The 12,617-nt window shown below is 69.1% G+C and carries 10 protein-coding genes; 5 read left to right on the top strand and 5 right to left on the bottom strand.

Features of this window, described 5'->3' with window-relative positions; all coding sequences use genetic code 11:
- Nucleotides 1–218: 218 nt before the first annotated feature.
- The 3 genes from ACWD02_RS10120 to ACWD02_RS10110 all read left to right on the top strand — a co-directional run bounded on the left by ACWD02_RS10120 (nucleotide 219) and on the right by ACWD02_RS10110 (nucleotide 4,127).
- Entirely contained in the window at nucleotides 219–1,541 is a 1,323-nt protein-coding gene (locus ACWD02_RS10120) for a PhoH family protein (protein ID WP_451206945.1), read from the top strand.
- Between the two features lie 405 nt (nucleotides 1,542–1,946).
- Nucleotides 1,947–2,669, top strand: coding sequence for an aggregation-promoting factor C-terminal-like domain-containing protein (locus tag ACWD02_RS10115; RefSeq protein WP_451206941.1), 723 nt, complete (start codon nucleotides 1,947–1,949; stop codon nucleotides 2,667–2,669).
- Nucleotides 2,670–2,795: 126 nt separating this feature from the next.
- Nucleotides 2,796–4,127, top strand: a complete 1,332-nt coding sequence (locus tag ACWD02_RS10110) for an AI-2E family transporter (protein WP_451206939.1) — start codon at nucleotides 2,796–2,798, stop codon at nucleotides 4,125–4,127.
- A 75-nt stretch (nucleotides 4,128–4,202) separates the two neighbouring features.
- On the opposite strand, the gene ACWD02_RS10105 is transcribed toward ACWD02_RS10110, so the two are convergent.
- Entirely contained in the window at nucleotides 4,203–4,733 is a 531-nt protein-coding gene (locus ACWD02_RS10105; protein WP_451206936.1) for an alkyl hydroperoxide reductase, read from the bottom strand.
- A 15-nt stretch (nucleotides 4,734–4,748) separates the two neighbouring features.
- On the bottom strand, nucleotides 4,749–5,303 hold the full coding sequence (locus ACWD02_RS10100) for a peroxiredoxin (RefSeq protein WP_361832984.1): 555 nt from the start codon (nucleotides 5,301–5,303) through the stop codon (nucleotides 4,749–4,751).
- A 129-nt stretch (nucleotides 5,304–5,432) separates the two neighbouring features.
- Here ACWD02_RS10100 and ACWD02_RS10095 point away from each other — a divergent pair, with 129 nt between their 5' ends.
- On the top strand, nucleotides 5,433–6,371 hold the full coding sequence (locus ACWD02_RS10095) for a LysR substrate-binding domain-containing protein (protein WP_451206933.1): 939 nt from the start codon (nucleotides 5,433–5,435) through the stop codon (nucleotides 6,369–6,371).
- Nucleotides 6,372–6,419: 48 nt separating this feature from the next.
- Here the strand turns inward: ACWD02_RS10095 and ACWD02_RS10090 are convergent, their stop codons facing one another.
- Genes ACWD02_RS10090 through ACWD02_RS10080 form a run of 3 tightly spaced genes read right to left on the bottom strand, consistent with a single transcriptional unit; the run spans nucleotide 6,420 to nucleotide 10,056 of the window.
- Nucleotides 6,420–8,849, bottom strand: a complete 2,430-nt coding sequence (locus tag ACWD02_RS10090; RefSeq protein WP_451206931.1) for an FtsX-like permease family protein — start codon at nucleotides 8,847–8,849, stop codon at nucleotides 6,420–6,422.
- Entirely contained in the window at nucleotides 8,846–9,532 is a 687-nt protein-coding gene (locus tag ACWD02_RS10085) for an ABC transporter ATP-binding protein (RefSeq protein ID WP_451206928.1), read from the bottom strand. Before ACWD02_RS10085 ends, ACWD02_RS10090 begins: the two co-directional genes overlap by 4 nt.
- Nucleotides 9,529–10,056: a PadR family transcriptional regulator gene (locus ACWD02_RS10080; protein ID WP_160506940.1), complete on the bottom strand. Its 528-nt coding sequence runs from the start codon at nucleotides 10,054–10,056 to the stop codon at nucleotides 9,529–9,531. The genes ACWD02_RS10085 and ACWD02_RS10080 overlap by 4 nt, the downstream gene beginning before the upstream one ends.
- A 237-nt stretch (nucleotides 10,057–10,293) precedes the next feature.
- Between ACWD02_RS10080 and ACWD02_RS10075 the strand changes: the two genes are divergently transcribed.
- Nucleotides 10,294–12,558, top strand: a complete 2,265-nt coding sequence (locus tag ACWD02_RS10075) for a transglycosylase domain-containing protein (protein ID WP_451206925.1) — start codon at nucleotides 10,294–10,296, stop codon at nucleotides 12,556–12,558.
- Nucleotides 12,559–12,617: the final 59 nt, after the last annotated feature.

Here is a 12,617-nt window from a genome sequence, read left to right as displayed (position 1 = left end):
CCTTCCAGGTCGACATCCGATTCACGGATGTCGTATCTCAGCGGGCGGCATGGGGCCGTCCGCCCGGGAGGCCCTTTGCACCAGGACGACCGTGCGGTGAGTACGGGCGAAGTGGAGGGCCGGAGCTCGGCCCGCGCATGCGGCACGAGACCGGTCCGGACTTCTCCCGGCATCCTTCCCGTCGCTCCCCGACCTCATCCGAGGGGGTACGTCCTTCCGTGGTGACCAGCACAAAGCGCCGCATGCCCGACAGGCGCACCTATGTTCTCGACACCAGCGTTCTGCTCGCTGACCCGAACTCCATGTACCGCTTCGACGAGCACGAAGTCGTGCTGCCCGTCGTCGTGGTCACGGAACTCGAGGCGAAGCGGCACCATCCCGAGCTCGGCTACTTCGCCCGGCAGGCCCTGCGCCTCCTGGACGACTGCCGGGTCCGGCACGGTCGCCTGGACGCGCCGATCCCGATCGGCGACCTGGGCGGCACGCTGCGCGTCGAGCTCAACCACTCCGATCCCGGCGTGCTTCCGGCCGGCTACCGGTTGGGGGACAACGACTCACGGATTCTCGCCGTAGCGCGCAACCTCCAGGCAGAGGGATACGACGTCACCGTCGTGTCGAAGGATCTGCCCCTGAGGATCAAGGCGTCCTCGGTCGGCCTCCTCGCGGAGGAGTACCGCGCCGAGCTCGCCATCACGGACTCCGGCTGGACCGGAATGTCCGAACTGACCCTCTCCGGCGAACAGGTGGACCTCCTCTTCGAGGAAGACACTCTGTATGTACCGGAGGCGGCGGACCTGCCCGTCCACACGGGTCTCACCATCCAGTCGGAGAGGGGCAAGGCGCTCGGCCGTGTCACGGCAGAGGGCAATGTCCGTCTCGTGCGGGGTGACCGTGAGGCCTTCGGCATCAAGGGGAGGAGTGCGGAGCAGCGCATCGCGCTGGATCTGCTGCTCGATCCGGACATCGGCATCCTGTCGATGGGTGGCCGGGCGGGCACCGGCAAGTCGGCTCTGGCGCTCTGTGCGGGACTTGAGGCGGTCCTGGAGCGCCGCCAGCACCAGAAGGTGATGGTCTTCCGGCCGCTGTACGCGGTGGGCGGGCAGGAGCTCGGCTATCTGCCCGGCACCGAGGCCGAGAAGATGGGTCCCTGGGCCCAGGCGGTCTTCGACACGCTGGGCTCGGTCGCCGGCAAGGCGGTCATCGAGGAGGTGACGGCGCGCGGCATGCTCGAAGTGCTCCCGCTCACCCATATCCGAGGGCGCTCGTTGCATGACGCGTTCGTGATCGTCGACGAGGCCCAATCCCTGGAACGGAACGTCCTTTTGACCGTTCTGTCCAGGATCGGGGCGAACTCCCGGGTCGTGCTGACCCATGACGTCGCCCAGCGCGACAACCTCCGAGTGGGGCGCTACGACGGGGTAGTTGCCGTCGTCGAGAAGCTGAAGGGCCATCCGCTCTTCGCCCACGTCACGCTCACCCGCTCCGAGCGTTCGCAGATCGCGGCGCTCGTGACCGAAATGCTGGAGGACGGCCAGATCTGACCAGTTCACCCTGGTTACGCAGTAGTTGGCGCCGCCCGGCGAAGCGAAGGAGCTTAGCCGGGCGGCGTCTTGGCGTCCGCCCTTTTCCGAAAAACTCCTGGGGCAAACGAGGTGTGAGCTTTCACACGGCACGGAGAATTGCCTTGCGGCATCCGGCTGGGGCAGAGTCTGGGTCCTGTCAGGCCCCGCATGCGACACACGTGTACCCCCAGCGGTACGGCAACACAGGAAAACCAGAACTTCATAGTGGCCGTCGCATGCCGCCCGAGCACCACGCGGCGCTCCCGTCACGGGAGTTGCCCACCGGGCCCGTGCCTCCCGTGACCGATACCAAGCGGAGGCCAGCGCCAGGGGCAAGATTGCGTCCGCGAGGTCACCTAGCGGGCGATGCTGGAAGGAAACCGTGTGAGCCGGATTTCGGTCCGGGGATTCGCCGTGGCATCCGCCACCGCGGTCACCACTGTCGGCGCTGTTGTCGGTGTCGCCTCGGGCAGCACCCCGGGCGCCTCGAATGACAACGACTTCGAGGCGACCGCAAGCGACGCGACACTCCTCGCAGACATCCCCGCGGGTCAGCAGGCCCAGGTGCAGACCGCGTCCCTGACGCAGCAGGCCGACGCACAGGCCATGGCTGCGGACACGGCCGCGAAGAAGTCCGCGGCAGAAGCGGCCCGCAAGAAGGCCGCCGAGTCGGCGATCGCGAAGCAGAAGGCCGCCGAGAAGGCGGAGGCAGCCGAGAAGGCGGCCGCCAAGAAGGAGCGCGAGGAGAAGACGGAGGTCAAGGCCAGCCGTTCTTCCGCGCGCGACGCCTCGGACTTCGCCCCGCAGTCCTCGTACTCCGTCTCGCAGGTCCAGGCGATGGCACGGCAGATGGTCCCCGGTGACCAGTTCCAGTGCTTCAGCAACATCGTCAACCACGAGTCCACCTGGAACTACAAGGCCAGCAACCCCTCCTCGGGTGCCTACGGCCTCGTCCAGGCGCTGCCCGGTTCCAAGATGTCCTCGGCCGGTTCCGACTGGCAGACGAACCCCGCCACGCAGATCAAGTGGGGCCTCGGCTACATGAACGACCGCTACGGAAGCCCGTGCGGAGCCTGGGACTTCTGGCAGGCGAACAACTGGTACTGAGCCGCGACTCAGCTCAACCTTTCGAGGCCCCTCACCGTCAACCGGTGGGGGGCCTCAGCCGTGTACGGTCGGACCCGCAACTTCCAGGAGGGAGTGATGGGGAGAGACGGGGGAAGAGGACGGATCATGTCGCGAGTACCGGAGTGGATCGGCCGGCTGGGAGCCGGACTGTCTGAGATGGGGGAGCGGAGGAGCAGGCGGTCGGACTCGGACGACGACTTCGGGGACGACGCCCGGCCTTCGCGGCAGTCGGCCGCGGACGACGCCGAGGGGACGGAGACCGTGGTCCCCGCACCGCCCGCGTACGCCCCGGACGTAGCGGCGAGGCCCGACCCCGTCGACGCGGTGCCGTGGGGCATGCGCGTGGCGGCCGAGGCCGGCTGGCGTCTTCTCGTACTCGCGGGCACGCTCTGGGTGTTGATGAAGGTCATCAGCGCCGTGCAGCTGGTCATCTTCGCCTTCGTGGCGGCGCTGCTCATCACGGCGATGCTGCAGCCGACGGTGGCCCGGCTCAGACGGCTCGGTCTGCCGAGGGGCCTCGCGACCGTCGTCACGGCCGTGCTCGGCTTCGTCGTCATCGGGCTCGTCGGCTGGTTCGTCGTCTGGCAGGTCATGGAGAACGCGGACACGCTCTCCAGCCAGCTCCAGGACGGCATCGACGACTTGCGCAACTGGCTGCTCAACAGCCCGTTCCATGTGACCGAGGACCAGATCAACGACATCGCCAAGAGCCTGCGGGACGCGGTCGGGGCGAACACGGAAGAGCTGACGTCGGCAGGGCTCGAAGGCGTCACCGTGATCGTCGAGACCATGACCGGCATGCTGCTCGCGATGTTCTCGACGCTCTTCCTGCTGTACGACGGCAAGCGCATCTGGCAGTGGGTCCTGAAGCTGGTCCCGGCGCCCGCACGGCCCGGCATCGCGGGCGCGGGGCCGCGTGCGTGGCGCACGCTGACGGCCTATGTGCGCGGCACGGTGATAGTGGCTCTGATCGACGCGATCTTCATCGGGCTCGGCATCTACTTCCTCGGGGTGCCGATGGCGGTGCCGCTGGCCGTCTTCATCTTCCTGTTCGCGTTCATCCCGCTGGTGGGCGCGGTGATCTCGGGTGCGCTCGCCGTGGTGGTGGGTCTGGTGACCCAGGGCGTCTTCACCGGTGTCATGACGCTGGTGGTGGTCCTCGCCGTGCAGCAGATCGAGGGGCACATCCTGCAGCCGTTCATCCTCGGCCGTGCCGTACGGGTGCATCCGCTGGCCGTGGTGCTCTCCGTCGCCGCGGGTGGGCTCGTGGCGGGCATCGGAGGCGCTGTGGTGGCCGTGCCGCTCGTCGCCGTGACGAACACGGTGGTGGGCTATCTGCGGGCGTACTCCCGGGAGGCGGCCCTGAAGCAGTCGCCGCAGCCGCGGGGTGCGACGGCGGCGGACGTCGCTCCGGTGGAGCCGCCACCTTCGGGCTGAATCACGCATTGCGCATCGCGAAAAGGCCCCGCTCAGCAGCTGCTGAGCGGGGCCTTTTCGTCGTGCCGGGAGGCGTTACGCCAGGGACTCCTCGGAGTCCAGCGTGACGCCGACCGCCTGGATCACGGCGGCGATCTTGAAGGCTTCCTGGATCGTCTCGCGATCCACGCCGGCCTTCCGCAGCACCTGCTCGTGCGAGTCGAGGCACTGGCCACAGCCGTTGATCGCGGAGACCGCGAGCGACCACAGCTCGAAGTCGACCTTCTCCACGCCCGGGTTACCGATGACGTTCATCCGCAGGCCGGCCCGCATCGTCCCGTACTCCGGGTCCGAAAGCAGGTGGCGCGTGCGGTAGAAGACGTTGTTCATCGCCATGACGGCCGCGGCCGACTTGGCGGCGGTGTACGCCTCGGGGGAGAGGTTCGCCTTCGCCTCGGGCTCCAGCTCGCGCAGCACCTTGGGGGAGCGGGATGCGATCGCGCAGGCGAACACCGTGCCCCACAGCTGCTGCTGCGGCAGGTCCGAGTTGCCGATGACCGAGCCGAGGTTCAGCTTCAGGTCCTTGGCGTAGTCCGGTACGGCGGACTTCAGTTCGTCGAGTGCCATGTCAGATAGCTCCGTTCACTCGCCCGAGAGCAGCGCGACCGGGTCGAGGGTCTCGTCGCCCTGGGTCCAGTTGCAGGGGCAGAGCTCGTCGGTCTGCAGGGCGTCGAGGACCCGGAGGACCTCCTTGGGGTTACGGCCCACGGAACCGGCGGTCACCATCGTGAACTGGATCTCGTTGTTCTGGTCGACGATGAAGACGGCGCGCTGCGCGAAGCCGTCCTCGCCCTCGATGCCGAGGTCACGCATGAGCTCGTGCTTCGAGTCGGCCAGCATCGGGAAGGGCAGGTCCGTCAGGTCCGGGTGGTCCTTGCGCCAGGCGTGGTGCACGAACTCGGAGTCACCGGAGAAGCCGAGGATCTGGGCGTCGCGGTCAGCGAACTCGTCGTTCAGCTTGCCGAAGGCGGCGATCTCGGTCGGGCACACGAAGGTGAAGTCCTTGGGCCACGCGAAGACGATCTTCCACTTGCCCTCGTAGGTCTTGTGGTCGATCTGCTTGAACTCAGCGCCCTTCTCCAGCGAGACGCAGGCGGTCAGATCGAACTGGGGGAACTTGTCACCGACAGTGAGCACGGACTCTCCTTGCAGCATAGGAACCCCGGTAAGGGGCTCCGCAGGGTTGGACTGCTGTCGATCGTGGCACAGGGTGCATTGATTATGGAAATAGCTACACTCTGTCCTGTTGATCGGAGGTGGCTATCAGTGCCAGTAATAAATAGGGGCAAGCAGCCCAGCCTGGCGCAGCTGCGCGCCTTCGCGGCCGTGGCCGAGCACCTGCACTTCAGGGACGCAGCGGTAGCAATAGGGATGAGTCAGCCCGCGCTCTCCGGTGCCGTGTCCGCCCTGGAGGAGACACTCGGTGTCACCCTGCTCGAGCGTACGACCCGCAAGGTGCTGCTCTCCTCGGCAGGCGAGCGCCTCGCGGTGCGGGCCAGGGCCGTGCTCGAAGAGGTCGGGGCGCTGATGGAGGAGGCCGACGCGGTGCGCGCGCCGTTCACCGGGGCGCTGCGGCTCGGCGTGATCCCGACCGTGGCGCCTTACCTGCTGCCCACGCTCATCGGGCTCGTCCACGAGAAGTACCCGGACCTCGATCTCCAGGTGCACGAGGAGCAGACGTCCTCGCTGATCGAGGGGCTCGGTGCCGGGCGGCTCGACCTGCTCCTTCTCGCCGTGCCGCTCGGCGTGCCCGGTGCCGCCGAACTCCCGCTGTTCGACGAGGACTTCGTGCTCGTCACGCCGCTCGACCACTGGCTCGGCGGCCGCGAGGGAATCCCGCGCGAAGCCCTGCGCGAGCTGAAGCTGCTGCTGCTCGACGAGGGGCACTGCCTGCGCGACCAGGCCCTGGACATCTGCCGGGAGGCCGGGCGCGCGGACGCCCCGGTGACCACGACGGCCGCCGGGCTCTCCACCCTCGTACAGCTGGTGGCCGGCGGGCTCGGTGTGACGCTGCTCCCGCGCACCGCGGTCCGCGTCGAGACCAGCCGCAGCAACCAGCTGCTCACCGGGTACTTCGCGAACCCGGCACCGACCCGGCGGATCGCCCTTGCGATGCGTACGGGCGCCGCGCGCGCGGCGGAGTACGAGGCGCTGGCCGCCGCGATGAGGGGGGCCGTGAAGCCGTTGCCGGTGCGGGTGCTGTGACCCCGCACCGGCAACGTTCCGCCGTATCTGCCGCCCCTGACAGGGGAGTTACTCCGTGCGCAGGCCGTCCGGGCGCATCATGCGCCACAGCGGCGGCAGGCTGAGCACCGTCACGACCGCGACGAGGGCGGCTCCCGCGACCGTCAGGGGGGCGAAGAGCCACCAGTCGGTGACCGACTTCTGGATCATGCGGACCATGACCCAGCCGAGGCCGAGACCGCCCGCCACGGCGAGCGCGAGACCGATCGCGACCGGGATCGCGGTCTGCCACAGGATCGACCACGCCATCGACGCGCGGCGGGTGCCGAACGCGGTGAGGGCGGCAAGCAGGCGCTTGCGCTCCCGCAGTTGCTCGATCATCGAGACCAGCATGGACGCCGCGATCAGCGCCATCGTCGCCATCGCGCCGATCTGCAGACCGGTCTGGATGGTGGCGTACTGCTTGTCGCGCTCGACCGCCCGCAGCGTCATCACGTCGAGGAACGGGTCCACGTGGGCCGCGGTGTTGCGGATGTACTCCTCGGCGTCCCGGGTGCCCGGGTCCACCTGGATCATCGCGGTCGTCGACGCGTCGGCCATCTTGGACATGTCGATCGCGCCGGGCGTCGCGTAGATGCCGTCGTGCAGTTCGCCGCCCGGGTCGGGGCGGGCCTTGACCGTGCGGGAGTCCGCGGGCAGCGTCCAGGGGACGTGCCGCTTGCCGGGGTCGTCCCAGCTGTCGACGCTCAGGTCGACCGGCTTGCCGGGGCGGGCCGACTGGTCGACCCACGCGTTCATCCTCTTGTTGCCGGTGTGCACGACGTAGGTGTCGCCGTCCCGGCACGAACCGATCCGGGCCAGCTCGCGCAGGTTCGCGCAGGTGCCGACCGTCAGCTCGGTCAGGGGCCGGAAGTCCTCGCCGCTCTCCAGCTTGCCCGGACGCACGACGTACGAGGCGGTCGTGGCGATGACGTTCTTGACGCCCTTGGTGGTGCGGAACTTCTCGATCATCCGCTCGGCGAGCTCACCGTCGCCGAAGTCGGCCTTGACGACCAGCTTGGCGCGGGCGGGGTCGTTGTCCGTCGTCTGGTTGAAGTCGTCGTGCATCGCGACGAACAGCATCTGCAGGGCGATGGCACCCGCCACCGCGACCGTGATGCCGCTGACCGCCCGAGCCGCCGTCCCGCTGCTCAACTGGAGCCTTCGGGTGGCGAGTTGCCAGGGCACGGGCCCGCCGCCGCGCAGCCGCGTCACGCTGGTCTCGACGAGCCAGGGCAGCAGCACCGCGAGGCCCACCAGGGTGAGCGTCGCGCCGGCGCCGATGGCGAAGACCGGCGGGGCCATGTCGCCGCCGACCTGGCCGGCGGCCAGCAGGATGCCGAGGCCGAGGAGCGGCATCACGACGCGCCACCACACGCGGCGCTTGCGCGGCTTGGTGCTGCGCACGACGCCCAGGGGCTCGATGGAGACCGCCCGCAGCGAGATCAGCGTCACCAGGACGGAGGTGACCGGCACGGTGAGCAGGACGAGTACGGCGAGGCCGGGCAGCGGCACCACGTCGGACGGGAAGGCGCTGATCTTCCACCCTTCGAGGGTGCCGATCAGCTCGCGCACCCCCAGGAAGAACAGGCCGCCGAGCGCCAGTCCGAGCAGCGCGCCGCACAGGGCTTCGCCCGCCGCGATCCGCCGGACGCTGCGGGCGTCGGCGCCGACCAGGCGCAGCGCGGCCAGCCGCCGGTCGCGCCGGTCGCCGCCGAAGCGGACCGCCGTGCCGATGAAGATGATCACCGGGGTCAGCAGGACCACGCAGATCAGGACCACCAGGACGATCAGCATCGGGTCCAGGGGCTCCGCGGGCTCCTGGTAGCCGAAGTCCGCCACCCGATGGCCGCCCTTGGCCGGGGTGAGGGCGTCGGAGCCGGCGTAGTAGTAGAGCTCCCTGGGGTTGGTCAGCCCCGCGTCGCCGATGGTGCCCGTGACGCGGTACTCGCCGAACCGCTCCTTCAAGAGGGCGCCGTCGGAGCTGTCCAAGAGCTCGCGCAGGGCGGGCGAGACGACCATCTCGCCGTCCGCCGGGATCTTTCCCAGGCCGGGCGGCAGGGTCGGGTGCGCGCCCTCGGCACGCAGCACGCGGCCGCTCACCGTCGCGTCGCGGAAGTCGGTGGGGAGGTCGCGCTGGAGGACCGTGGAGTCCGACCGCTCGACCTTCTTGCCGGAGAACTGCCCCTCGGCAGAGCGGGCCACCGAGCGGTCCTCGCGGTGCTGGAGCAGATTGGGCACGGACGCAGCGCCGAGCAGCAGGGCCACGCCGAGGCCGACGCCGACCGCCGTCAGAAGGGTGCGGGTCCAGCCCTCACGGCCGCCGCCGACGGCGAAGCGGATGCCCATGGCGAGGTCGCGGACGAAGGCGCGGGGTCCCCCCATGGACACGGTCGCGGTGCCGTCGGCGAGCGGCGGCCGGGCAGCCGTATCGGCTTTCGCGCGGGTGTCGAGGCTCATATCGCCCGCTCCATGTCGCGTGACCTGCCGTCGCGTACGACGATCTCGCGGTCGGAGTAGGCGGCGACCCGCGTCTCGTGCGTGACCAGGACGACGGCGGCGTTCGTCGAGCGCGCGGCGTCGGTGAGCAGCTCCATGACGCGCTCGCCGTTGAGGGAGTCCAGGGCGCCGGTCGGTTCGTCGGCGAAGAGCACGCGCGGGCTCGTGGCGAGCGCGCGGGCCACGGCGACGCGCTGGCCCTGCCCGCCGGAGACCTCGCCGGGCCGCTTGGCGGCGACGTCCTCGACCTCCAGGCGCTCCAGCCAGGTACGGGCGGTCGCCTCGGCGTCCTTGCGCCGTGCGCCGTTGAGCCGCAGCGGAAGCGCGACGTTCTCCACGCACGTCAGCTCGGGGACGAGCTGCCCGAACTGGAAGACGAAGCCGAACTCGCTGCGGCGCAGGGCGCTCAGCGTGGCGTCCGGCAGGCCGGTGAGCTCACGGCCGTTGTAGGTGATGGAGCCCGAGTCGGGCCTGACGATCCCCGCGAGGCAGTGCAGGAGGGTGGACTTGCCGGAGCCGGAGGGGCCCATCACGGCGACGACCTCGCCGGGGTGGATGGAGAACTCGGCGTCGTCGAGAGCGGTCGTCGGACCGTACGCCTTGCGGAGTCCGGAGGCGGTGAGAAGGGAACCGGCGGGGGTCATGCGGAGCGGACCTCCTGGGCGAGCTTGCCGAGGCGTGCGGCGGCGAGTTCCAGCCAGCGCAGATCGGCTTCGAGGTGGAAGAGGGCGTGGTCGCAGATCAGCTGGTCGGCGAGGTCGCCCTTGCGCTTGCGGTCGGTGAGTATGCGCATCAGGCGCAGGTGTTCGGCGCGCTGGGCGTCGAGCATCTCCGAGGCGTCGCGCTCGGTGAGGAGGGCGAGGACGACCTTCGTGTAGAGGGTCGACTGGAGGTAGGGCTCGGGTTTCTCGGGGGTGGCGAGCCAGCGCTCGACGTCGGTGATGCCGGCTTCGGTGATCGCGTACCGCTTGCGCTCGGGGCCACCGCCCGCCTCTATGCCGTCGACCTCGACGAGGCCGTTCTTCAGGAGGCGGGACATGGTCGAGTAGACCTGCCCGTAGTGCAGGGGCTTGTCGTGCCCGAACTTCTCGTCGAAGGTGCGCTTGAGGTCGTAGCCGTGGCGCGGGCCCGACTCAAGAAGGCCGAGGAGGGTGTGACCGATGGACATGCGGAGCACTCTACACCGTGTGTATACGTGGTGTGTATACCTGTCACGGGCAGCTCACAGGTTCGAAAGACGGGCAACCTTCTGAGGCCTGTGTTCGTCGGTACTCAAGGGCAGGTGCTCATTGTCACGTCCGGAAAAGACCGGATCGGCAGGAGTTTGTCCCAGGGTGCGGTGTTAGCTTCATGAGCTGACTCGACGTACGCATGAGGACTAGACGGAAGCGGAGCACTCAGAGCCATGGGCCGAGCGGAAGAGCGACAGGCGCGGCAGCGCGGCGCGCGCCGGGCAGCGCGCGTACGCCCAGCCGGCGGCGGCAAGCCCAAGCGCACGGGCATACGCCGCTTCTTCACGCTGAAGAAGATACTCGGGACGTTCTTCGGGCTGTGCCTGCTCGGCATGCTCGGCTTCGTCGTCCTCTACATGATGGTCGACGTGCCCGAGGGCAACGCCGCGGCCAAGCTCCAGAGCAACGTCTACAAGTACAAGAACGGCGATGTCATCGCCAGGACCGGCGAGCTGAACCGCGAGGTCGTCGACCTGGCCAAGGTGCCCAAGAAGGTCCAGCGCACCTTCGTGGCCGCCGAGAACAAGTCCTTCTACAAGGACAGGGGCGTCGACTTCAAGGGCACGGCCCGCGGCCTGATCAACACCGTCACCGGCAAGGGCAAGCAGGGCGGCTCGACGATCACCCAGCAGTACGTCAAGAACTACTACTTGACGCAGGACCAGACGGTGACCCGGAAGTTCAGGGAACTGGTCATCTCGCTGAAGGTGGACCAGAACAGCAGCAAGGACAAGATCCTCGCCGGGTACATCAACACCAGCTACTACGGCCGCGGCGCCTACGGCATCCAGGCCGCCGCCCAGGCGTACTACGGCATCGACGCCGAGAAGCTGGACGTCTCGCAGGGCGCCTACCTCGCCGCGCTCCTCCAGGCCCCGAGCCAGTACGACTGGACGTCCGCCACGCCCGCCAGCCGGAAGCTGGTCGAGGCGCGCTGGAACTACGTGCTCGACAACATGGTCGAGGAGAACTGGCTGTCGGCGAGCGAGCGCGAGGGCCTGAAGTTCAAGAAGCCGCAGGAGCCCAAGGCGGCGCCCGGCCTGGAGGGGCAGGCCGGCTATCTCGTCAGGGAGGCCAAGGCCGAGGTCATGAAGGCCGGTCACCTCAGCGAGGAGCAGTTCGACGCGGGCGGCTACACGATCACGCTCAACATCGACAAGAAGAAGCAGAAGCTTCTCGAGAAGGCCGTCGACAAGAAGCTGAACGACCAGCTCGACCCCGACAAGCGCAAGGCCGACGCCCGGGTGCAGGCGGGCGCCGCGTCCGTCGACCCCAAGACCGGCAAGGTCGTGGCCATGTACGGCGGCGAGGACTTCGTCAAGCACCAGATCAGCAACGCCACCCGGCGTGACTACCAGCCCGCCTCCACCTTCAAGCCGCTGATCCTGGCCGCGGCCCTGGAGAACGGCGCCAAGACGCAGTCCGGCCAGCCGATCACGGCGAGCACGGTCTACGACGGCACCAGCGAGCGCCCGGTCAAGGGCAGCGACGTCGCCTTCGCGCCGCCGAACGAGGACGACAAGAGCTACGGCCCGGTCACCGTCCAGAAGGCGATGAACAAGTCCATCAACTCCGTCTTCGCGCAGATGGGCGTGGACGTCGGCATGGACGAGGTCCTGGAGACCGCGGGCAAGCTGGGCATGGACGTCGAGGACCTGCCCGCCGTACCCGCGCAGACCCTGGGCACCATGGGCGCGAGCCCGCTGGAGATGGCGGGCGTCTACGCCACGCTCGACAACCACGGCAAGAAGGTCACCCCCCAGCTCGTGGCGTCCGTCGAGCACAAGGACCGTTCGATCGAGCTGCCGGACGCGATCGGCGAGCAGGTCGTCAAGCGCGGCACCGCCGACTCGCTCACCTCGGTCCTCACCGGCGTGGTCGACGACGGAACGGGCCGCGCGGTGCGCAGTCCGGTGCAGGACGTGGCGGGCAAGACCGGTACGTCCGACGACAACAAGTCGGCCTGGTTCGTCGGTTACACGCCGAAGCTGGTCACCTCCGTCGGACTGTTCGGCGAGGGCGCCGCGGGCACCGCCGAGCAGAGCAAGCAGGTCTCCATGAAGGGCGCCGGCGGTCTGCCGCGTGTCGACGGCGGCAGCTTCCCGGCACAGATCTGGGCGGCGTACACCTTCGACGCGATGGGCTCGCCCAGCGAGTTCCACCTGGACACCTCCATGGGCGCGGCCGTCGCGCCGCCGCCGGAGCCGACGACGCAGGCCCCGAAGGAGCCGACGGAGGAGCCCTCGGAGACCGAGGACCCGACGACGAAGCCGCCGACGGACGACCCGACGACGGAGAAGCCGACGGAGGAGCCGACCACCGAGGAGCCGACGGAGGAGCCGACCACCGAGGAGCCGACGGGCGACCCGGAGGAGCCGGACCCGACGGACTCCATCGAGATCCCGGAGAACCCGAACGGGCGGCCCGGCAGGGACTGAGGGACACCTGGCACGGCGAAGGCCCCGGAAGCGGACGCTTCCGGGGCCTTCGCCGTGAA

The organism is Streptomyces sp. NPDC002853 (assembly GCF_053591915.1).
Note: the sequence above shows the minus strand (reverse complement) of the source record. Positions and strands in the feature narration are given on the sequence as shown.

Coding starts and splice junctions, on each gene's coding strand:
- ACWD02_RS10110 (WP_451206939.1), top strand. CDS start 2,796: ATGTCGCGAGTACCGGAGTGGATCGGCCGGCTGGGAGCCGGACTGTCT.
- ACWD02_RS10105 (WP_451206936.1), bottom strand. CDS start 4,733: ATGGCACTCGACGAACTGAAGTCCGCCGTACCGGACTACGCCAAGGAC.
- ACWD02_RS10085 (WP_451206928.1), bottom strand. CDS start 9,532: ATGACCCCCGCCGGTTCCCTTCTCACCGCCTCCGGACTCCGCAAGGCG.
- ACWD02_RS10080 (WP_160506940.1), bottom strand. CDS start 10,056: ATGTCCATCGGTCACACCCTCCTCGGCCTTCTTGAGTCGGGCCCGCGC.
- ACWD02_RS10075 (WP_451206925.1), top strand. CDS start 10,294: ATGGGCCGAGCGGAAGAGCGACAGGCGCGGCAGCGCGGCGCGCGCCGG.
- ACWD02_RS10090 (WP_451206931.1), bottom strand. CDS start 8,849: ATGAGCCTCGACACCCGCGCGAAAGCCGATACGGCTGCCCGGCCGCCG.